Genomic DNA, 20,448 nt, shown 5'->3' on the forward strand with positions numbered 1-20,448 from the left:
AAATCTCAGTTGATGGCGCTGGTGAACCGCTCGCCGAACAGAATGGCGAACTGATTGACTGCTTGCCGCCAGGTGATAGGTGGCATCTTCCAGTCCTTTTCGATGTTGCGCAAGGCCAGGTATAGCAATTTGCTGGCGGCTTCGTCGCTGGGGAAGTGACCGCGGTTCTTGACGATCTTGCGAAGCTGCATGTGCATGCTTTCGATCGCGTTTGTCGTGTATATGATTCTGCGTACCTCCGGCGGATAGGCGAAGAACGGAATGACCTGTTCCCATTGGCGCTGCCACATCGCGGCGACCGTTGGGAATTTCTTGCCCCATTCGCTTTGCGAGAAGGCTTGCAGCGCCTCCTCAGCGGCTTCGGCGGTGGCGGCCTGATAGATCGGCTTGAGCGCCGCAGCCAACGGCTTACGGTCCTTCCAGCTCGCCAGATTCAGCGAATTGCGGATCAGATGCACGATGCAGGTCTGGATCTGGGCGACCGGGTACACCGCTTCGATCGCCTCGGGGAAGCCGCGCAGGCCGTCGACGACGGCGATCAGAATGTCATGCAAGCCGCGGTTCTTCAGTTCGTTGAAGACCTTCAGCCAGAACTTGGCACCTTCGGTTTGCTCGATCCACAAACCCAGCACTTCCTTGCGCCCGTCGGCCCGAATGCCCAGCGCGAGGTACACCGCCTTGTTCCTGACCGTGCCTTCGTCGCGGATCTTCAGTCGAAGTGCGTCGAAATACACGATCGGATACATCGCCTCGAGCGGGCGTTGCTGCCACTGTTCGACTTCGGCCAGCACCTCGTCGGTGACGGTCGAAATCAGATCGGGCGACACCTGTAGGCCATATAGCTCCAGCAAATGGCCCTGAATCTCACGCACGCTCATGCCGCGCGCGTACATGCTGATGACGTGATCGTCAAAGCCCGGCAGCCGGCGCTGATACCTGCCCACCAACTGCGGCTCGAATGTCGCCTGCCGGTCACGCGGAATGTCCAGATTCAGTTCGCCATTGGGCGTGATGACCGTCTTTGGGCTGGTGCCGTTGCGGTGGTTGCCGGACTTGCCTTGCCCGGTCTCGGCTTCCAGATGGTGGCTCAACTCGGCCGCGAGCATGCGCTCGGCCAGCCGTTTCTTGAGCTGGCCGGCCAGACCTGATTCGCCCAGGACCGACTCAGCATCCTTGCCCTGCACCTGGGCAAGCAATTGGTCGATCAACTCATCGGGAAACAGCTTCGGTGCCTTCGGGGTCCTGTTCTTCTTTGTCACGGTTGCTTCGGTCATAGGACGTTATTTCCGTTATCGTCTCATGACCTCGGCACACAGAAAATCTGACAGGCTCGCCGGCCACGCCCCAGCTCAATGAGGTGCTTCGCTTGATCAAGCAATTGGGTGGTTTCCTCGGCCGCAGAGGCGATGGCGAACCCGGCGCGAAAGCCCTCTGGCTTGGACTCAGAGAGGTTCATGTCGCAGCCAAGAGTTTACGAACATTACGTGGCCGAGGTAACGCCGACACTTCTGTATAAGCCGATGGGCTAAAACAAGGCTTTTTTCGTCGTCTGCGGTGCGTTTTTGACGCATATCTCGCCATCCCAAAGCGCCCCCCAACGATCCTAACAATGGCCCTGGCGAGTGGATATGGGTTGCCGGTGGCTCACCAAAAAATCCTTGCCTGAGCGAAATCGCTCAAATAAGCGTAAAGGTATTTAAGGGCTCGCGTCACGATGGACTGAATTAGATGCCTACGGCCTTTGCGTTTCGTCACGAGGATCCACACACGGACAACATTGGCTTGAGACATGAAGGCAAACTATTCGTAGCCGAGCTTGTGACTTAGAATGGGTGCGAAAAAGAGTGCTAACGCCGAGCCCACAGCCTTTCCCTCGAGCTCCGCGGCCGCAGCTGCGGCCTGCATTCCATACGAGTGCGTCAAGAGATCAAATAGCTGAGGTAGGCAGTAGAGCGCGGCGATCGCAATGCAATAACCTTGTATGATCGACAAACGCCAGCCCTTCTCGAAGGCGACGGCAGCGGCGACGATGCGCAGAATGCTGAACAACACCAGCGCGCCGACAGCTGCCTGTTCGCGGATTAGATACTCTGGGATAAATTCGCCCATAATTTTCTGTACATCGATAGGTTAATCAGCGTGAAATTCAAAGCCGCCGATTCGAACGTTGCTATTGGATGGCGGAGCGCCCGGGACAATCCTTCTTTGGAATTGAGGAGCGAGTTGATTGATTCTGATATTACCGAAACCGTATCCTTGCAATGACAACGCGGCTGAATGGACCACGATAATGGCCGATATAGCCAATATCTACCGCCCGTAATCGATATCCGCCCTTCTTGTAGGGCTCGCGAACGTGTTAGCGGTGTCCGCTTAGCTGCGAAGGCGAATATGAAGGGGCTCGGTTAATCTCGGCAGACTGTCGCGGGCAGTAATTAATGCGGCAATAATTGAGCAGGGAATCTGTGGCGGCCATCTATGTTAGGGGCTGCCGCAGTGCATGCCGGTTTCGTTGAAAATAACGTCAAGCAACAGCGATGCGCATCAACTGTTTGGCGAGGTACTTCGCCAACGGAGTACGGTGTACGTGAAGGGCGACGTTCTCGGTCAACCAGATCTGCGCATAGACGAGTGGCGCGCTGATTTCAGTATGTGGCTAGCTGATATCGTCTTCGTCGGATGAGCGCCAAGTCATAAGCAAATTCGTCGGTCGACAAGTCGGTCAGCGAGCCCAGTGCCGGTGATAGCTACAGGGCTTGAGCCTGCTCGGCGAGCAAACCTATTTCGAATTTCGGTGCTCCGCGCAGCGTAGTGTCGAGTAAGGTATGGCAGTCATGCTCTTGGATCGGGCTCGTGCCGCTGATCCGATGCGTATGCTTGAGACTGCTACAGGGCCACGTGGTTACGCATCCGATAGTCCGTCGGAGTCGTCGCCAGATATTTTCTGAACAGCTTCGACAACTGCGCGCCGCTGCCGATGCCGCAGCGGCGCGCAATCTTGTCGACTGGCAGACGCGACTCAAGGAGCATCCGGCAACTCATATTCAGACGTGCGCGAAGCAGATAGTCGGAAGGCGTCATACCGATCTCGCTCTTGAAGCGGCGCAGGAAGTTGCGTTCGCTCATCGCCGCAACTTGTGCCGCATCGTCGATTAAAATGGGGCGATCGACGTTCGCTTCCAGCCAGCGCGCCGATGCCAGGATTTTCTGGCTGATCTGCGGCGTCACGCCAAGCTTGATTGACGAGCTAACCGGCGCCTTGGCCTGAGGGGCGACCGACTCGGTCACCTGCTGTGCCAAATCGGCGCCGAGATCCTCTTCGACGATCCGTAGCGCCGTCGATACGGCGTCCGGTGCTTGTGTCAGCGACCGCGCCGGATGGCGCCCGTGTGCTTCGTTGCCGTCGTAAAGTAGGGGGCAGTAGCGCCCGGGCAGCCCGGCTGCCTGGAGCAGCAGTTGACCGTCCGCGATTGGATGTACGATCTCGCTGAACGGATGCCTGCGGCGCAGCCAGTTGCTCAACCGTTCGTCGCGGGATGCCTGCTCTACCCCGACGCCGCCGGCGATGTACAACAGGTGCGTGTCGTTCGTGCCTCGGTGCGACTGGACATCGTCGGTCCAGACAAATACCGATGACGAACTTGCGATGCGGCCGCCTGCGGCGGACAGCAGCGAGACGTCGTAACGTGCGCGGCCCGATCGCGCCGCGGCGAGGGAGTTCGCCTTCTGGAAAATTTCGATAATTGCCGCGACTGTAGGCAAGCCGAATCCGTTAAACAGCGCGATGTCGACGCGAGTCAGAGAGCTCGTTCGCGGCGGCGCGGCACTTTGCCGCGAGCTGTGCGGCGGAGTATGTACCAAGTCCATTTTGCTTTTCCCCGGAAATGTGTGGTCTGCAAAGTCTTCTCCCAAGACCCTGTATTTTTCTTATTGCCGCATGCTATACGGTTGATTCTCGCCGCAATATTTCATGGCCGAATTGGCCAACACATTGGCTGTTGACGACACAGGGCGGCCAGATATCGCACAGCCTGCAGGCCGTTTGATTCGGCCTTTGTGAACAGGTAAATTTCCAATGCACTGGCGCACGTCTCGACAAAACCGAGACGGAATGTATAGCGCATATATTTTTCACTTAGAGGTGAGTTAAAAAAGGCAGCTCAGCGCGGCTGAAGATCTTCCAGCAGATCAGCGCGCAGCCTAGCTTGAGGAATACGTCATGAATGTCAACGCGACGTTTGAAACGAATGCGAAGACGACGGAAACCATGAAGCCGCGAGTGAGTTCATTCGACGACCCAACGGCATCTGCCGAAGCCGCTTCCGTGCTCGGTGCGGCGCCTTACGATTATCGGCCTGATGCCGCAATCGCGAAGGCGGCGCGATGCGCAACGGAATCGAAGCGTCGGTTGGCGTAGATGACTTAGGGATTGCGACGCGGCAGCCGCGTGTGCCGAGAACTGGCGCGATGGGATCGATCAGCGGCGGCAATTGCGTAACATCTTTGTGGTTCGCGCCGGTCGGGATCGCTCGGACGATGAGCCGACGAGCACGCATAAGAGATCGAGCTGGCCAGATTCGCGCAACTTGTCCCACACCCCAGCCTGCCGCCAGTCGTGCAGCCGACGCCAGTAGGTCACTTCCGAGCGGATTCCAGCTGGGTCGGTAGATGGTTTTAGTGCATCCCTGTCTTCTGCACAAACAGGATGCCATTGAGCGCTGTGCGGTCCGAGGCTGGGAGGCGCCCCGGATATCGCTTGCGTCGCAGTTTGGCCGGCGAATGTAGCGCTTCGATCAGTGCACGCAGTTCGTCATCAATGATCGGTGCTGGCATTCCTTGGTCCGTTGTTCAGGCGCCCAAGGTTAGCCGATTTACTGAAAAGCAAACAACCCTCAGGGTTATTTTTGAACGGGCCTCCTCGTATTACAGCCGTGTGCGACACGTGTCGCACACGGCTGTAATACGAGGCCATTTGGAGCACGCGACAAGTCAACGACTTGGTCTTCTCCGACAAAAGCTTCCCGATAACCGCCGTAAAGCGACCCGGCACACTGGAAGAGTTAGAATGATGTCCGGTCGTTCAGGAGATGCGCTTGCAGAAGCGTGTACACGTACATCTTCGCCTACCCACACCTTAGTCTGGTGCCTTGTCTGTATTGCAAAGACTCTGCAGCTAGATGCGTCCCGGGATACGGTCGCCTGCGCATTGATTCAATGTGACAACTTGCGAGCCGACTTGACTCTCCCGTTGGCGCGGAACCTGGCGATTACGGGTAGGAGCACAGAGCGTCGTTATGGGCTCACGCTTTCAACCTGTCGATCGCCTTCCGGACTAACCGACGATAGGGAGCCACGCGAACCAACGCATTGTGCCCTTTTGGGCGCGTGCCTTCTGCGATCGTTCATTAGGTGTTCGTGCGTGATTTGCCCGGGTTTGCGAGTAAGAAGTTTCCTGCCTTTTTGCGCACGCGGCGCGCTTGTATGATGTAAAGCGCCTCGTTCAGCTTGTTGTTCGCCCACAGGGGTTGTCTCAGGCAGGGTTGAGGTAGAAAAAATCTTAGCGAACGAATGTGCTTGAGGCTAACAGAGCTTTGCGCACGAACGTTAACAAGTTCATGTACAAACAAGACATTCAGACAATTGTTTCCGCCGCTCGCGAAACGGCCGATTCTATCGTCGGAGCGCGCGAGTGGAAAACGGCCGAAGATGCCAGCGCGATGCACGCTGTGATCTTTTGGGACATGCTTGCCAAGCGATTGCCTGACACGAGCATTGCAGATCTTCTGTCAATGCTCGACTAGCGGGCGCCGTACGTTCAGATGCAGTCGGAGCCTGATTGGACGGGCAAAAACGATGCATCATGATGCGACGCTCAGGTGCTTTAACAGTTCGCGGCACAACCGGCCGCTCGTTCTGCCCGACTTCCGCTAACTTGCGTCTGGGGCTTCACCACGACTAATGGTCGAAAAGACCGACCAGCGAGAAGATCTTGACGACTGATCCTTGCTTTGATTGACGCTCACCTTGTTGCTGAATGAAGACTTGCATTGCGCGCGTCATCTCTTCAGCTGAAAGTTTGCGATAGGCGCAGATGTTGTATGTGACGCCGTTTCGCTGGTTTTTGATGAAATTGTCTACCTTTGGTAGCGGCATGATTTCCTCGCAAACGGCAAGTGATTGTCCGGCGGTAGCGGAATTTTATTTCGTCCACGGCGGTGGACCGCGGCTACAATCGTGGATGGACCGGAGCATGCGCGGGGCTGTCATTTAGCTTCGGGAGCGACGGTATCTGCGGCGTTTCCCGATCCTCGCACGAGTAGTCCCTGACGTGATCCATACCGCGCGATATTGAAGGTGTCCACGAGAAAGAATCTGCCGCCCGAGGGATCGGTAGGCTGAAAGATTGAGGGTGGGCTTGGCTTGAGATAGGCGAGCCGCCAACGACCGAAGCTAAGCTTAGTCGTTCGGAGCTGGCGGCGGACGCATGCGGCGGCTGGGGTCATGCTCTTGACCGAAGGGGACCCGAAAAAGGGCGTAGCCAGACGAGACCGGTCTAAACATACCAGGTCTCCGAAGCTGATTGGAGTCGCCCCTGTAATACCGCACACCACCTCAGACCAAGGTCGATGAATCGGTCCTGCGCCGGAACTCGCATGGCGAGCGGTATCGCAGCGCGCTATGCGGATGCCTTTCGTTGTAATGCTCGAAAGCGACAGCCAGATTGCGAGCGGCCATTGCTGCATCAGGCTTCGGCATCAGGTCAATGTAATTGCGCTTCGTTGTATTCAAGAAGCTTTCAGCCGTCCCCACTGCTCTGTGGGCTGCACACAGGCGTCGTGAGCGGCCTCAGGCCGAGGTCGGAAGCGAACGCGCGCGTCTTCTCTGCGATGTGGCCCGAGACTTCGTTGCTGAGCCATTCAATTTCCGCAGGAGCCTTCAAAACGTCGCTGAAGCGCTGCTCCACAGCTGCGAGCATGACGTCACACACCGCGGCCGCTATGACCAACGGCCGTGCTGCCCAACTCGTGGTCTCGCGGTCACAGCAGTCAAGCGCGAAGGTCACGCGCAGCGGTTGACCATCGTCGCAGCGAAAATTGAAGCCGTCAGAACACTATCGCTGGTTGCTCTTCGGAACAGCCACGTTGCCGTCGTGTCGGCGCTCGATGCGCGGCCACGCATCATCACAGATACTTTCCGATCCCAATCGAATTGAATGCCCACTTGGCGCTTCCATGGAGACGTGACTACGGCGCGCCCGGTGTCTGGGGAGTGCTTTTCGAGAGGCGCACCCGTGCCGACTCTGCATTGGCGAGCCCGACACGGAGTAGCTCGGGATAGCCTTCTCTACGGCAAAGCTCAAGATATGCTTCAATCGTTTCCTCGCTAGCCAAGTAATCGGACGTGACAAGCGGGGTGATGATAGTTTTTGGTATGGCGATCGTGACGAGGTGCGGGCAGCGTCGCGCGTGCGTTGCTAGACGCCGCACTTCTACGGCGTAGAGCAACAGTTCGCCACAATTCTGTGTCACTTTCGCGGTTCAGTCCAACCTGACGTTCAAAGAAGAGCTAACGACATCAACGATGCCCAGTCTCAAACGACTTAAATCCCAGTTCAACGGTGCGCGTCGTCGCCAGCAAACGGCGGGAGCCTCTCAAAATTGAGCGAGCGTTTGCGACGGCGCGCCCATATCGCGTTCGCATCAGCGGCGGTGCCAGCGGCGCTCGGTAGCGCCGCCGGGTGATACCAGCAATCGAAGGCTTGCGTCGGGAACACAAACCCCGCGAGGGACATCGAGATAGTCGAATGCGGATGCTGGACGGGGAGGGGCGCGTCAGCTTTCGGCGCGATCGAAAAAGCAAATTACCACCATGACCAGCGCCACAATCCAGTACCACAGCGGCAAGCGACGACGTGAAACCAGAACTCGACCGTGGATTTCGCTGTTTCCAAGTCTAAACGATGCAATGTCACAGCTTCCGTGTGTCTGGAAAGGGGAGTGTCTCGCCACATCGTGGGCGTCGGATTTTACCAGCCGTAGATTGCGTTCGCGCGCTCGATGTTGATCAAACATATTCTGGTCTTGGGGAGATCGCGCCGGAAGCGTTGATAGCGGCCTGTGGGTGCCTATTGCTGGCCAGGGCGCCCCCGGCTTCTAGCGGAATTCCGATCAATTACATAGTCTATGCAAACACCGTAAATCCGCGCTGCCGCGGGAGAGCGATAGTCTTGGCGTCCACAACCCAAGAAAGCCCGTCTCAAGGTTCCAGCTTTGAAGGTTACGTCTTCGACTCGCGTCACGCTTTCCGCCAATCCTTGGGAGCGACTAGCTAGTTCTATGCGCTCTAGCCAGTCAACACGGTCGCCGTGGGAGCGAAGCCAGAGATGCGTAGATTCCACCACCTGCTCGACTGTCAGCCATCTGCGTCCGACGTGACGCATAAGTAACTGCGACACCACGAGAAAAGTCAGGAGTTCGGCCTGGGCGCCGGTATTGGGATACAGTGACGAAGGCATGAGCAATCAGGAGTGGTAGACGGTTATCTCACGCGGCTCCAAGCGGGAAACTGTAGCCCAAAGGTCGACCGCGAAGCGTGAAGACCATGATAGATCGCAAATGATTTAACGCGACCCGAACGGCGGAACAGACCAAGCTATTGACCGAATGCGCCAATTGATGGCAGCAGGTATTTCCATCGAGAATATCGCGCACTAATCTTTTCCCTGCGATATTCGCTTTTCCGTGTGTCGCGGAGCCAGCTTTTTTGATGTTTCACTGAGCCAATTCGTCGGCCTTATCCGCCACTTTCCTCGCAACAAATATTTATCGATTTATGATCGTTGCCGGCCATCTTGGTGGCGCTCCACTTACACCCCTGAATTTTAACCTGCCCATCGAGCACGGGCAGATCTTTAATCTATTCGGTTGGGTCGTGCTGCCGCTTGACGTGGGAAATCGTGAACGAAATCGTTGACCTCATAAATGAGTACGAGGCGATCCAGAATAAGGAATCGCTGTATGCGCGGGTGTTGATGTCCTTATTGCCGACCGCGAAGTGCGGACACGGCACACCCTCGATAGACAGATCGAAGCGACCACGAGAGATGGGGGCAGCTCGTGCGGCTTAGACATCTCGCGCAAACCGCTCCGATCGAGTACCTCACCAAGCTATACGATAGTGAGTCATCCCAAGTTCCCTGAAGCATAGCTGATGCTCACCGACAGGGTCGTCATGCGTCGCACGAACCTCGCGGAATGGCACCCGGGCGAATTCCGGCTGACGATGAATGAGGCGCTATCTAAATCCTCCTGATCGGACACTGCTCGATCAGGGGTGCGGCACCCCGTTATTCAGCTTTCCTGCGGGCTGCCACGAGACGTGCTCGCTCATATTGCAGCCACGTATACGCTATGATCGTGCCACTTCGCACAATGTGCGGAAGACCGAGCGGGTGTAGCTCAATGGTAGAGCAGAAGCCTTCCAAGCTTACGACGAGGGTTCGATTCCCTTCACCCGCTCCAGTGGAAGTGTGGTCGAGCGGTTTAAGGCAACGGTCTTGAAAACAGGCGAAGGAGTGATCGTTCCGTGATTTCGAATCTCACCGCTTCCGCCAAGGGCCTCTAGCTCATGCTTGGTTAGAGCAGCGGACTCATAATCCGTTGGTGCCGTGTTCGACTCACGGGAGGCCCACCACGATGCCCGGATGGTGAAATTGGTAGGCGACACTGCGGACTTAAAATCCGCCGCGCCTCTATCGGCGCATACCGGTTCGACTCCGGTTCCGGGCACCAATTCAAGAAAGCGTGGCCGTCGTTGGTGATCTGCATACTGTCGCTCGGTATCTTTCGCGAAGACCTGTTGGGGCTCCAAGAATCGCCGCTAGAACGACAGTGATGACGTAATCGGTGCAATCCCAAGGCAGAAAAATTGGGGTTGTTCTCGCTTGCGGCGAGCCGATGCGCGGCCGCACTGAGTCGCCCAACTTCGTGAAGAGTCAAATGAGTACAGTTGACCTATTGATGGGGCAATACGGCAAAAAGGCCGTCGTTCCGATAGACGTTGTATGTCGTGACCACTTCGCGCCGCTGACGGTACCGACACTCGTGCGGAAGATTTTGGCAGGCGAAATTGAGTTACCGCTCATACGCATCGAGCGTTCGAGGAAGAGCGCCAAGGGAGTTCGCATCCAGGATCTGGCGAACTAATATTGATACTAAGGCGGCCGACGGCCCAGATCGCGTTGGAGCAGCGTCGAGGCTGACGCGACACGATGACGCGGTGCCGATGGTCGAATCGAAATCCGCGGGACACCAATCGGCTACGCTCCCGTTTTCGTGTCTAAAGAGGGAAGGCGTGGTAGGGCCAGCAATGGAAATGGCTTTGACCTTAAGGTTCGCCGCAGAGCTGCTGGGTGTGAGCTAGGCGCGGTCTACGCCCACCGGGAAGAGTTGGGCTTTTTTCAGATCGGTTCCGTATGGCGCGTGTGGCCCGACATATTGAAAGCACGACTGGCGGCGAAGCAGGGAGAAAAGCAACGCCAGAGGCAGAAAACGAAGATTCTGCGGTCCGAGGGCTGCACGCCTGTTCTTTCATTGTCACCGGACGCAATCAAAGCCGAAATATAATTTGCAGGGTTGGTGGTGACTCGATTGTCACGTCGATGCCGTAAGGCCGGCGCGGACTGGGCTGTCGAAGACTCGCTTATGGGCGCCTGTCCAACTTCGCCGCACAGCGTGTCACGATCCCTATCGAGTCATGCGGCCAGAATCTAGCGCATGGCGCCAGAGGTCCGCCGCCTTTTTGCGGGTCAGCGATTATCAGCGACTAGGAGAAATGAGGTCGCCCAGTGCTGGTTCTTATGTCTTGAGGCGAGCGAACCGGTTTAATTATCGATAAGTCGGAACCGCCGCTTTGGGGGACAACGATTTCACCAATAGTGGAAACGGCCATGAACGAACCCTATACACCTTGGCATTGCAGAGCGTCGGCGCTCGCGCATTTTATGGGGCGCAATTCTGACGATGACCGGTATCGGGTGGTGGGAGTGGTTCCGGTTCGTATAGGAGGCCGAATTGAAGGTGCCCAGGGAGAGGGTTGTCGCGAAAGTATGCATTATCATAAAGCGTCGATTGCCTTGCGTAGACGCACAGATACCGGCTCCTTGCCTTCCAGCATATTTTTGTGTCCAACTTCATCGCCCATGCCTCTACATATTGAGCGAGCGTCGCACTTTCCTGCGGCACACAATTGGAGGTGTAGTGAGTGACCCCGTGACTGTGAAATTGCTCGATTTGCTGACGCTGGTCCCCATCCAGACTCACAGCCGATCGCAGGGCTGATCCCCTGATGTCTTGGTCCATTGGTCTTAATTTGGCTTTTTTTGGTCTATTCCGACAAGAGCTTGTCTCAGGCAGCAATGCCAGGCCTTCCAGGCACTCCATCACGCTAGAATGCGCTCGCTTTCGGACCGTTTTGGAGATTTCTCAGGTTAGCGCCTCCTCCCAAAAGTCTTTTCAGCCCACCAGCTCGCGTCGGTGGGCTTTTTCTTGTGCGGTTCCGTCAAGTGGTGGAACTATTCGGCCGGGTGCAGCAAAACTGGGATTCGGCTGGTTACACTCTCTAACGGCCATTCGAGGGACCGCATCTCTCAGGGCGAACTCCGTCCCTCGAATTTTCGGCCCGCCGACCTCGTACGGCGGGCCTCTTTTTTGACGGAGAAGTCTTTCTTCTTTTTTTCAAACCCTTCTCCGGTCAGCCACGCTGACACCACCGTTCCAGGGGTTACTTTTTGAGAAACCCCCATTCCTATGTCCTGCCTCGAATGCAACGACGAAGACGGATTGCCGCACGAAATCAGCCGGCCAGTTCGACACTGGCTTGGGAGTTCATCGACGATGGGCTGCACGTTTCCGAGTGCCCGCTCGGCCATCAGACGTTAGTAGATCTTCAACAGCAGCAAATTGAGGCGCCATTCCAGATCGGCGCTTATGCCACCGAGGACGGATATTGTCGGGAGCCGGTTTCGTCCTTTACTGCGAGCTTTGAGCGCTTCTACAAGTTTTTTGTACGCGCTGCCACCGATGACGGCGGCGTCGGGCCGCCCGGAGCAGGACGCGGTCGACCAACTTCTTCGTTATTGAACAACACCTAAGACTAGCGATACGTGCGGAAGACATCCTTCGCACCATTGCAGTCCGGTGGACGAACGGGTCAAGGGCGGCCTCGCTCCTTGTCCGCGGAATCGAGCGAGCGCGGTTCCTGTGAAACGACGAACCTGATCAACTGATTACCGTCGTTCGCCGGCGCGTACCCGTCACACCGCAGACCCGGTTTTCCGTCAGGCCCGCAGCGGGCTACACGGCAGGGCGCCTGCGCGGCACATGTTCGCCGCCTGTTCTGCTACATTCCGGGAAAAGCGACAGCAGGTCAAAAGGTCGCAGCTGGATTTGGGAGCTAATCATGGACGTTATTGAGTTGATGCCAGCCGTGACGGCGGACCGACGCGAAATCTCATTTCGCCTGGCAGGTCAGCGCAGCGAGGTTGCCTGTGCGATCACGCGGGAAGCACTCGAAGCGCAATTCTGGTTACCCGCCGGTGCTGACCAGGTCCGCATGCTCAAGGCTTTCGCTGACGGACAACGTCGCATTGTCGCGGTCGCCGAAAGAAAAATCCGTCTGCATCCGGACGAAGTGGTCAGACTCACGGCCGACGATTTCCTGATCAAACCTTGAGTTGCCGCCGGCTGGGGCAGCAGGGGATAGTGGCGCCGGAGTCGACCTCTGGCCGTCATCGTCCGGGGCGCGTCGAGCGTTACCAGTCAATCCGGTGTTTCTCATCGGTCTCGCGATGCCGGAGATCGTCGTCGACGTGTAGATACTGACTGGTTGTCGTCAGTGAGGCATGGCCGAGGTTATCGCGTACGAGTCGCAGATCCAGCTGCTGGTCTGCCATATGTGACCCTGCACTATGACGCAGCCAGTGTGCCGATGCCTGCTCGAGGCGGTCAGCGCGCTGCGCATGGTCGTCGCCACGCGCGCGCAAGGCTTCGGCTGCACCGCTGAAGACGTCCTTCACAATCCGGTGCAACGCGGCGCGCGTGAGCGGTTTGCGTGACTGGCCGATCGGCAGCACGAGCGGCGTGTCCTCGCCCGTCGAGGGGAGTGCTGGCAACCCGCGGGTTCGCCGGTACGCGCCCAGCTCCGTCATCATTTCCGTGGTGGCGGGCACCAGCCGTTCCTTGCCACCTTTGCCCATCACTTCGAGCCACCAACGATCCTTGCCGTTCTCGTCAGGACGACGAAAGAGGCGACCCATCGTATTCGTGCCCACCTCCGCGATCCGCAGGCCACCCAGATAAAGCAGCGTAAAAAGCCAGCGCACGCGTGCGTGATGCTCACGCTCGCGACCGGTCTCGCTGGGCATGCCCTGGATGAACGTTTTGACTTCGAGCCACAGTTCGGGCGACAGATACCGGACGATGCGTGGCCTGGCCCGGCGTGCGCGCCGGCGCGACAGCGACAGGGGATTGCCGGCCAGATACCCCGCCTGCACCAGCCACGCAAACATGACGTTGAGGATCACCATCGCCTGCCGCTGGCTCGATTCCGACAGGGGGCCATGGAACGGCCGCCAGCGCGGGTCGCTGCGTGGGTGCTTGCGTCCGCCATCCGCGGTCCATCGCGCGGCAGGCTGCGGATCGGCGAGGAAGTGCTGGTAGACAAGGAGGTCCTCGTGCGTGAGCGAGGAGAGCGGTTTCGCCAGCTGCAGGGTGGACCACAGCAGCAGCCGCTCGGCTTCCTTGCGGTAGTTGTCGAACGTCGTCTTCGTATCGACGAAGCGGGCGAGCCACGCGCGGACCGCGTCGAGATCCGTATCAGCGGCGACCTGCATCTGGCCATTCGCGCGGTTCGTGCCGTGCCGCCCATCGAGGTCGGCGGATAGTTCCAGTGCATCGATCGGATGCACGGCGGTCACGGAAGTTTTCATGGTCGAGGACGCCGGCGGATCTGGCTCAGGGTGTCACGCGACGACTATCGCGCAAATCACGAATCTTTCAACATTATAGTACTAATGTCAAAATTACCTCCTGTGTCCGTTAGATATGGAGCGGTTTACGTTATATTATTTATGCAATTCCACGCAAACCGTTCCTAGGTCCGACGCCTTGCCCGATGAAACCCGCCTGGCCGCCGAGATTGACTGCCTGAAGGCCGAATTCCCGAAGACGCGCGAGCTGTACCGCGAGGTCTGCGCGCTGCTGTTCTTCCGTCACGGCATCACGCCGACCGCGAACCGGCTGTATCAGCTCGTAAGGCGCGGCAGCATGAGTACGCCGACGCAGGTGCTTGGCGAGTTCTGGGCGGAGCTTCGGGAAAAGAGCCGCGTGCGCATCGATCATCCTGACCTGCCCGCCGACCTCGGTGCGGCCGCCGGCGAACTGGTCGCGACGCTCTGGACGCGCGCCACGGCCTCGGCACAGGCGGAGCTCGACGCGCTGCGGGCGGAAGTGGAGGGCCAGCGTACCGAGGCGGAGCAACGCATCACCGCGGCCCATGTTGAGCTGGAACGCACCGGGACCGCGCTCGAGCAGCGCACTGCAGCGTTGCTGGCCGCGCAGGTCGAGGTTCGGGAGCTCGACAAGGCGCAGGCTGAAAGTCACGCGCAGCGACAGGCGTTGGAGGCGGAACTTGGGCGTATCAGCGCGGCGCTGGCTGCGCGCGATCACGAACTCGTGGAAGTGAGGGAAGGGTTTTCGCGCGATCTGGAAAAACTGCGTGAAGCGGCCGACCGGGCCGAGGAGCGGCTCAGGGCGTCCGAGAAGCGCGCCCTGCTGGAGATCGACCGCGAGCGGGGTCACGCGGCGAAGCTGCAGAAGGAACTGGACGAAGCCGCGCGTCGCGCGGACCGCAAGGATGCAGATCACCGCCTGTCAGTCGACACCATGCAGTCGCAACTGGGCGACGCGCGTCATCAGACGGGCGTACTGCAGGGGCGGCTCGATGCGGTTCAGGCGGAGAACACGCGCCTGCAGACGGAGCTCATCGCGGCTCGGGACGCGCATCGAGCTCCTGTTCCTTCCACGGTCCGGAGCGCCCCGCGTGCGACCCGCCCGTCCCGCCCTGCGGTCGCGGCCAAACCGGGAACACGTCGCAAAAAAGCGGTATAAACAGCAGATCACTGCATTCGGGAAAGTCGCTGCATGGCTGATATCTATCTGCTCACCGGGCTGACGCTCCCCGTGGGCATCGCGCATGAGTCGCTGCCCGGAGCGGTGAAGGCGTTCATCGCCGACTGCTGGCAGCGCATGAGCCGCACGCAGATGATTGCACGCGCGAAGTCGCGGGGTCTGCGGCTGTCGTTTCGCGCGACAGGGCGGTGCGCGCATGGCGAAACCGGGCTGTTCGAGCTGCGTTTCAGTGATGGGACAGCCGGCTGCCTGATGCTGGCCCACCTGCAGCGGGTGCGGAATAGTCGTGGCCGCAGTCGTCGGCGTGGCCGTACTGCCGTTTCCCGGCCGCCGGCGCGGGACCCCCGTCAGACCAGTCTGTTCTGAAGGTAACGGCGCTGTTGCAGTGCCACGCAGCGCCCGATATGCTCGCTGCCATCAAGGAAGCGGGGGTCAGGAAGTGCGGCGTGTGACAGTCAGGAAATCTTCCATTCATGGGCGGGGCGTTTTCGCGCTGCAGGCTATCGCTGCTGGCGAGCGGATCCTCGAATATCGCGGTGAAGTCACCTCCTGGCGGCGGGCGGCTGCCCGACACAGGCGGTCCGGAGCGCCCGGTCACACGTTTATCTTCGGCCTGGCTGACGGACGCGTGATTGACGGCAGCGTTGACGGCAACAGCGCCCGTTGGCTGAACCACTCCTGTCGCCCGAACTGCGAGGCGATCGAGGACGAGCGGGGGCGGGTTTTTATCGAAACGGTCAGAGATGTCATGCCGGGCGACGAGCTGTTTATCGCCTACGGACTCACGATTGATGAAGCGATGACTCCCGAACTGGTCGCCGACTATGCCTGCCACTGCGGGACAAAGCGGTGTACGGGTTCGATGCTGGCCTCGGCGAGCCGCTGACGGCCCGCTTCGGGCGGGGGTTTGGGGTAGACAACCTGGAATTGATGAGGATGTTCTACCAGACCTACCCGCCAGCCGCGATTTCCGGATCGCCGATTCGGAAATCTAAGCCAACAGGCGATCCAGGAAATTCCGAATCGCCGATTCGGAATTTCGATCTCGCCCAACTCGCGACGACATTCCAGCTGTCCTGGACGCATTACATCCATCTCATGCGGCGAACCCGGTCAATTGAAGAAAGAGCGTTTTACGAAGCTGAAGCGCTTCGCGGCGGCTGCAGCGTGCGACAACTGGATCGGCAGATCAGCAGCCAGTTTCACACCCGTGCGATGCTGTCGAAGAACCGGCCGGCGATGCTGCAGAAGGCGGGTAAGGCGCAACCGGGCGATCTTGTGACCGCAGAGGAGGCAATCAAGGATCCTTATGTCCTTGAGTTCCTGGATCTCAAGGACGAATATTCAGAAAGTCAACTGGAGGAGGCACTGGTCCATCGGCTCGAAGACTTCCTTCTTGAGCTGGGTGGCGATTTTACGTTCGTGGGCCGCCAGCGTCGTCTTCGGATTGGTGAAAGCTGGTTCCGGGTAGATCTTCTGTTCTTTCACCGACGCCTGCGATGCCTTGTGATCGTCGATCTCAAGCTCACCGAGCTCAATCACGCCGACGTGGGTCAGATGCACATGTACTGTAATTACGCGCGCGAGCACTGGACGCTGCCAGGCGAGAACCCGCCCGTCGGGCTGATCCTGTGTGCGCGAACGAATGCCGCGGTGGCGCGTTATGCATTGGAAGGGTTGCCAAACAAGGTGCTCGCGGCTGAATACCATATGGTCCTGCCGGATGAAAAACTCCTTGCCGAAGAACTGGCCAGAACCCGACGTGCATGGGAGGCCCAACATCGGTCGGAAGAGGGCGCTGACGGTTCAGATGGCCAACTGTCGTGACAAAGGCAGCATCACGATTGCCTCACACCCGGTCAGTCATCAACAACCATTCGGCGACGGACTGCTTGTTTCCATGGCAATCTGTGTGCGGAAATACATCTCCGTAGGGGGTCGGCGGGCCGCACAGGATGGGAACCAGAGCATGACACGGCGCGTGTAGTCGCTGACGCGGTCGGTCGGCGCGCAATCATCGACTCAGTCGATGAGCACCGCAGAAAATTGAGAAGCACGGTCAAATGGATTAATCTCGTCAGCCTGACCAGCAAACTGTTCTGAATCCGACGGATGCAACTCGACATTTTCAACGACAGCCGCGACGTGATGCTGCGCAACGATGTCCTGTCCGCGTTGAAGCAGTACGATGCCGCGGGCGCGCGGCGCGCGCTGCAGGCCCTTGCGAACGAGTATCCAGACGACGACGTCTTGGTGTATTTTGGACCGATCGTCAATGCCCTTGAGGGTCGATCGACGGCACCGTGTGGCCGTCACGAAGCCGCCCTGCAAGCTTGCCAGGCGCTGTCTCACGAAGTCCAGCCCGCAGTCGCGCGCGCGTTCCCGGGGCAGAGCGGGGCGACCTGGCTCGCACCGCTCTGGGCAGAACTGGCCGGTCGCGCCGCTGCGCTGCCTTTCCGTGCGGAGCACGCAGATGCGCACGCGGCGCCGCTCTTCCTGCTTGCTGCGAGGTGGGCCGAGGCCTCGGATGCGATATCTCGCATCGCGTCCTGGCGACGGATTCCGGCGCCGCTGTGCTGGATGACGGAAGCACGTTACCGGCTCGATGGCCTGGACGCCGCCTGGCCGTTTCTGGTGGAACTTGCGTGGCTTTCGCCATCCCGGTTTGACCAGCTTTTGAGCCGGCTTGACGACGCGTGCGTCAACAGGTTGCGGCGCGCCTTCGATATGTCGTTTCAAGGCGCTGGCGACCTCGGCGATCTCGCATGGTTTCCGGCGTGGGTACTCACGGACAAGACCGGCCTCGCGCCGCTGTTCAAACGGGCGGAGCCTTCGCGACAGAATGCGCCCGAGCGGGCGGCGAAGGTGATGCTCGGGTTACTCAGCCTGGAGCGTCAGGGCCGGCATCACGAACTGCTGGAAACTCGGCGCGAACTGCAGGCGCTCAACGCGGCCCTGTACGCTGCCTACATGAAGACGCGCTGAGAAGGTCCACAGAGCATGTCACGAACCGCTTCTCACAAATGGGTGTTCGCCGCGCGGTTCCGGCGCGGCGCCTTCGGCTGGAAATCCGCGTTGCCGATCCAGCGTCTGAAGGAGGCCCTGACCGAAATCCGGCAGATCGCCCGTGCCGATCCTGTTCTCGCGGCCGACGGCGCGGTCGCCCTGCTCGAAATGCTTTCGCCGGCGCTCGAGCAGGTAGACAGTTCTTCCGGGGCGATCGGTACCGCCGTGAATCGCGCCATCGATGCGCTGGTGCCCGTCATTGGCGGGGCGGATGTGCCTGCTCCGGTCCGCATGCGCTGGCTGGACCGCCTGTTTGACGCGCTCCAGGAGGACCGGATGCCGTATCTCGAACAACTGGGCGATCGCTGGGGCGACCTGTGCACCTCATCCACCATCGCGTCCTCATGGGCAGACCGGTTGTTGCCGGTGACCGCGCGCGTGATGGGCGCTGAAGGTCTGGGCGAGCATTTCGCGGGTACCGCCGCCTGTCTCAGCGCGCTGAAAGCCGCCCGCCGCGATGAGGAACTACTCGCTCTTGTGAATGACGCGCGCCTGAACTGGTGGGGGTATCGCCAGTACGGGGTAGATGCACTGATCGCATTAAATCGTCCGGCTGAAGCACTGCGTTATGCGGAAGCGTCGAGGGGGCTGAATGCGCCCACTGCCGCCATCGCCCGCAAATGTGAAGCGATCCTTCTGTCGAAGGGCATGATGGACGAGGCATATCGGCGCTATGCGATCGAGGCCAATCAGGCCACCACGCATCTCGCGACGTTCCGTGCCATCGCGAAAAAATATCCGGACAGGAGTTCCGACGGCATTCTCCACGACCTGGTCGCGAGCAGTCCCGGCGCCGAGGGGAAATGGTTCGCCGCCGCGAAGGACGCCGGCCTGCTCGATCTGGCGGCGTCGCTCGCGATGCGCGGCCCCGCCGATCCGAGAACCCTGACGCGGGCCGCACGCGATTTCGCCGGACAGGCACCAGCGTTCGCGATGACCTGTGGTACGGCGGCGCTGCAGTGGATAGACGCCGGGTTTGGCTATGAAATCACCAGCGGCGATGTACTCGATGCCTATTCCTCGCTCTCACTGGCGGCGCTCGCGAGTGGCATGACGCGCGACGAGCTTAACCGGCAGTTGCGCAATCAGTTCGCGGCCAGGCCAGGGCATTCGGTTGTCGCCACGGTGCTGGCGCATCATTGGGTCACATGACGGCGCGGTGCATCCGGTCACCGAGAGGGCGGCTCACGCAAGTCGTGTGGCCGGGCGTGCCGTCGTTAACGGCCGGAGGCCCAGACTGTGGGACGAGCGCCCGTTATGCCGCAAATGACCGACTGAAGCGTAATGCGACCGTTGCCGGCAGTTTCACGACAGACAGAAGTCTGTACAGGACTTGGATCATGGAAGAGTACAACCCCGGTTGCGCACCGGAACCTGAATCATGGCTCGAACTCGACGAACAGGAGCGGATCGCGCTTGTCGAAACGTACCACCGCGGCGCCCGGATCAAGCTTCCCAACGTCACCGCACACGCTGCGCTACACGCGATCGTCGAAAACCAGATTGCCCTTAACCTCGAGCCCGTGGTCCGGGCGATGGATCGCCTCGAGAAAGAAGGGCTTACGCGACATGACGCGGTTCACGCGATCGGCTCGGTCGTCGCAGAGCATCTGTTTGATATTTTGAAGACGGATCAGAACGACGACGCTGCGACTTCGCAGGCGCGTTATGACGCGGCGGTGGAGCGGTTGACCGCAGCAAGCTGGCACAGGGGTGAACACTGATGCCGATACCATCGAAACTTCAGCGGTGGTTTGAAGCGGGGCAGCGCTTCAGGTTGAGCCATGTCCCTTTCCAGGTAGCTCGCGAACTACGGTTGAATCCACGGAATTCGGGTCGCTGACTAACGGGTGTAGATCGTCAACTAAAAAGTCCGCCGGAACGAGAACTATCTTGTCCGGTCGACGGGGTAATTGTCGCGTGGCTCCGTGCGCAGAATGGCCAGTTGCGCGAGCGTATCGATCACCTGCTGCTGGAGGTGGACAAAGGCGGGTAACTCACGGTGTCGATAGTTGGTGGCTGTGGGGCCGGTGGTTGCCTGCCCGGATGCGGCGGTCCTGTCGATTGATGAAGCGCCACGTGAGATGTCACAGGTTCTGGTAGCGGCCGCCGTCCGGTGTTCACAGTCGGGAGAACGTGCAAGTGACGTTAACGTGCGGCCGCCTTTGGAGAATGCATCCGCGCTGGCGCCAAC

At 59.3% G+C, this 20,448-nt stretch carries 16 protein-coding genes, 4 tRNA genes and 3 pseudogenes; 16 read left to right on the forward strand and 7 right to left on the reverse strand.

The genetic code is table 11. The annotated features are described in order from the left end of the window. Nucleotides 1-5: 5 nt before the first annotated feature. On the reverse strand, nt 6-1,274 hold the full coding sequence (locus tag B0G80_RS24235) for an IS256 family transposase (RefSeq protein WP_258879010.1): 1,269 nt from the start codon (nt 1,272-1,274) through the stop codon (nt 6-8). Between the two features lie 95 nt (nt 1,275-1,369). On the opposite strand from B0G80_RS24235, the pseudogene B0G80_RS24240 reads away from it, so the two are divergent. Further along, nucleotides 1,370-1,516, forward strand: a pseudogene (locus tag B0G80_RS24240) (IS4 family transposase); the annotation flags it as partial. 284 nt (nt 1,517-1,800) lie between these two features. Here B0G80_RS24240 and B0G80_RS24245 read toward each other — a convergent pair. The 3 genes and pseudogenes from B0G80_RS24245 to B0G80_RS24255 form a co-directional block, all read right to left on the reverse strand. Then, entirely contained in the window at nt 1,801-2,109 is a 309-nt protein-coding gene (locus B0G80_RS24245; protein ID WP_116120283.1) for a hypothetical protein, read from the reverse strand. A 777-nt stretch (nt 2,110-2,886) separates the two neighbouring features. Then, nucleotides 2,887-3,867: a GlxA family transcriptional regulator gene (locus B0G80_RS24250; RefSeq protein WP_116120285.1), complete on the reverse strand. Its 981-nt coding sequence runs from the start codon at nt 3,865-3,867 to the stop codon at nt 2,887-2,889. 268 nt (nt 3,868-4,135) lie between these two features. After that, nucleotides 4,136-4,833 (reverse strand): annotated as a pseudogene (locus tag B0G80_RS24255) (transposase). 782 nt (nt 4,834-5,615) lie between these two features. Here B0G80_RS24255 and B0G80_RS24260 point away from each other — a divergent pair. Beyond that, on the forward strand, nt 5,616-5,801 hold the full coding sequence (locus B0G80_RS24260) for a hypothetical protein (protein WP_106285662.1): 186 nt from the start codon (nt 5,616-5,618) through the stop codon (nt 5,799-5,801). Nucleotides 5,802-5,955: 154 nt separating this feature from the next. Here the strand turns inward: B0G80_RS24260 and B0G80_RS24265 are convergent, their stop codons facing one another. Together B0G80_RS24265 and B0G80_RS24270 are read right to left on the reverse strand one after the other, a co-directional pair. Next, the gene (locus tag B0G80_RS24265) at nt 5,956-6,153 is read right to left on the reverse strand and encodes a hypothetical protein (protein WP_106285603.1); all 198 of its coding nucleotides are present in this window, start codon (nt 6,151-6,153) and stop codon (nt 5,956-5,958) included. Between the two features lie 459 nt (nt 6,154-6,612). Further along, nucleotides 6,613-7,171: pseudogene (locus tag B0G80_RS24270) on the reverse strand (integrase core domain-containing protein); the annotation flags it as partial. A gap of 2,276 nt (nt 7,172-9,447) precedes the next feature. Here B0G80_RS24270 and B0G80_RS24280 point away from each other — a divergent pair. From B0G80_RS24280 to B0G80_RS24305, 7 genes are all read left to right on the forward strand, one after another. Next, nucleotides 9,448-9,521, forward strand: a tRNA-Gly gene (locus tag B0G80_RS24280). Between the two features lie 2 nt (nt 9,522-9,523). Continuing rightward, nucleotides 9,524-9,613: transfer RNA gene (locus B0G80_RS24285), tRNA-Ser, on the forward strand. Between the two features lies 1 nt (nt 9,614). After that, nucleotides 9,615-9,693, forward strand: a tRNA-Ile gene (locus tag B0G80_RS24290). Between the two features lie 4 nt (nt 9,694-9,697). Beyond that, a tRNA-Leu gene (locus B0G80_RS24295) sits at nt 9,698-9,791 on the forward strand. Between the two features lie 207 nt (nt 9,792-9,998). After that, nucleotides 9,999-10,205: a pyocin activator PrtN family protein gene (locus B0G80_RS24300; protein WP_116123694.1), complete on the forward strand. Its 207-nt coding sequence runs from the start codon at nt 9,999-10,001 to the stop codon at nt 10,203-10,205. A 1,616-nt stretch (nt 10,206-11,821) separates the two neighbouring features. Continuing rightward, nucleotides 11,822-12,151 (forward strand): hypothetical protein, encoded by a 330-nt coding sequence (locus tag B0G80_RS45370; RefSeq protein ID WP_147309903.1) that lies wholly within the window; start codon nt 11,822-11,824, stop codon nt 12,149-12,151. 308 nt (nt 12,152-12,459) lie between these two features. Further along, nucleotides 12,460-12,732 carry a DUF1488 family protein gene (locus B0G80_RS24305; protein WP_116120289.1) on the forward strand — a complete coding sequence of 91 codons (273 nt, stop codon included), beginning with the start codon at nt 12,460-12,462 and terminating at the stop codon, nt 12,730-12,732. A 79-nt stretch (nt 12,733-12,811) separates the two neighbouring features. Here the strand turns inward: B0G80_RS24305 and B0G80_RS24310 are convergent, their stop codons facing one another. Then, a complete protein-coding gene (locus B0G80_RS24310; protein ID WP_116120291.1) occupies nt 12,812-13,987 on the reverse strand; it encodes a tyrosine-type recombinase/integrase in 1,176 nt (391 codons plus the stop codon). A gap of 115 nt (nt 13,988-14,102) precedes the next feature. Between B0G80_RS24310 and B0G80_RS24315 the strand changes: the two genes are divergently transcribed. The 7 genes from B0G80_RS24315 to B0G80_RS24350 all read left to right on the forward strand — a co-directional run bounded on the left by B0G80_RS24315 (nt 14,103) and on the right by B0G80_RS24350 (nt 19,978). Then, on the forward strand, nt 14,103-15,167 hold the full coding sequence (locus tag B0G80_RS24315) for a DNA-binding protein (protein ID WP_116120293.1): 1,065 nt from the start codon (nt 14,103-14,105) through the stop codon (nt 15,165-15,167). A gap of 33 nt (nt 15,168-15,200) precedes the next feature. Continuing rightward, the gene (locus B0G80_RS24320; protein WP_116120295.1) at nt 15,201-15,554 is read left to right on the forward strand and encodes a hypothetical protein; all 354 of its coding nucleotides are present in this window, start codon (nt 15,201-15,203) and stop codon (nt 15,552-15,554) included. Between the two features lie 73 nt (nt 15,555-15,627). Continuing rightward, nucleotides 15,628-16,074 carry an SET domain-containing protein gene (locus B0G80_RS24325; protein WP_116120297.1) on the forward strand — a complete coding sequence of 149 codons (447 nt, stop codon included), beginning with the start codon at nt 15,628-15,630 and terminating at the stop codon, nt 16,072-16,074. Further along, nucleotides 16,038-17,015, forward strand: coding sequence for a YhcG family protein (locus tag B0G80_RS24330; RefSeq protein ID WP_258879011.1), 978 nt, complete (start codon nt 16,038-16,040; stop codon nt 17,013-17,015). Before B0G80_RS24325 ends, B0G80_RS24330 begins: the two co-directional genes overlap by 37 nt. 285 nt (nt 17,016-17,300) lie before the next feature. Beyond that, nucleotides 17,301-18,173 carry a hypothetical protein gene (locus tag B0G80_RS24340; protein ID WP_116120300.1) on the forward strand — a complete coding sequence of 291 codons (873 nt, stop codon included), beginning with the start codon at nt 17,301-17,303 and terminating at the stop codon, nt 18,171-18,173. A 15-nt stretch (nt 18,174-18,188) separates the two neighbouring features. After that, on the forward strand, nt 18,189-19,406 hold the full coding sequence (locus tag B0G80_RS24345; RefSeq protein ID WP_116120302.1) for a hypothetical protein: 1,218 nt from the start codon (nt 18,189-18,191) through the stop codon (nt 19,404-19,406). A 188-nt stretch (nt 19,407-19,594) separates the two neighbouring features. Next, the gene (locus B0G80_RS24350) at nt 19,595-19,978 is read left to right on the forward strand and encodes a hypothetical protein (protein WP_116120304.1); all 384 of its coding nucleotides are present in this window, start codon (nt 19,595-19,597) and stop codon (nt 19,976-19,978) included. Nucleotides 19,979-20,448 lie beyond the last annotated feature (470 nt).

The organism is Paraburkholderia sp. BL6669N2 (assembly GCF_003387275.1).
Classification (GTDB): Bacteria; Pseudomonadota; Gammaproteobacteria; order Burkholderiales; family Burkholderiaceae; genus Paraburkholderia.

What these genes read in the sequence shown, in the direction of transcription:
- B0G80_RS24235 (WP_258879010.1), bottom strand. Translation starts at nt 1,274, where the DNA reads ATGACCGAAGCAACCGTGACAAAGAAGAACAGGACCCCGAAGGCACCG.
- B0G80_RS24245 (WP_116120283.1), bottom strand. Translation starts at nt 2,109, where the DNA reads ATGGGCGAATTTATCCCAGAGTATCTAATCCGCGAACAGGCAGCTGTC.
- B0G80_RS24250 (WP_116120285.1), bottom strand. Translation starts at nt 3,867, where the DNA reads ATGGACTTGGTACATACTCCGCCGCACAGCTCGCGGCAAAGTGCCGCG.
- B0G80_RS24260 (WP_106285662.1), top strand. Translation starts at nt 5,616, where the DNA reads ATGTACAAACAAGACATTCAGACAATTGTTTCCGCCGCTCGCGAAACG.
- B0G80_RS24265 (WP_106285603.1), bottom strand. Translation starts at nt 6,153, where the DNA reads ATGCCGCTACCAAAGGTAGACAATTTCATCAAAAACCAGCGAAACGGC.
- B0G80_RS24300 (WP_116123694.1), top strand. Translation starts at nt 9,999, where the DNA reads ATGAGTACAGTTGACCTATTGATGGGGCAATACGGCAAAAAGGCCGTC.
- B0G80_RS45370 (WP_147309903.1), top strand. Translation starts at nt 11,822, where the DNA reads ATGCAACGACGAAGACGGATTGCCGCACGAAATCAGCCGGCCAGTTCG.
- B0G80_RS24305 (WP_116120289.1), top strand. Translation starts at nt 12,460, where the DNA reads ATGGACGTTATTGAGTTGATGCCAGCCGTGACGGCGGACCGACGCGAA.
- B0G80_RS24310 (WP_116120291.1), bottom strand. Translation starts at nt 13,987, where the DNA reads ATGAAAACTTCCGTGACCGCCGTGCATCCGATCGATGCACTGGAACTA.
- B0G80_RS24315 (WP_116120293.1), top strand. Translation starts at nt 14,103, where the DNA reads ATGGAGCGGTTTACGTTATATTATTTATGCAATTCCACGCAAACCGTT.
- B0G80_RS24320 (WP_116120295.1), top strand. Translation starts at nt 15,201, where the DNA reads ATGGCTGATATCTATCTGCTCACCGGGCTGACGCTCCCCGTGGGCATC.
- B0G80_RS24340 (WP_116120300.1), top strand. Translation starts at nt 17,301, where the DNA reads ATGCAACTCGACATTTTCAACGACAGCCGCGACGTGATGCTGCGCAAC.
- B0G80_RS24345 (WP_116120302.1), top strand. Translation starts at nt 18,189, where the DNA reads ATGTCACGAACCGCTTCTCACAAATGGGTGTTCGCCGCGCGGTTCCGG.
- B0G80_RS24350 (WP_116120304.1), top strand. Translation starts at nt 19,595, where the DNA reads ATGGAAGAGTACAACCCCGGTTGCGCACCGGAACCTGAATCATGGCTC.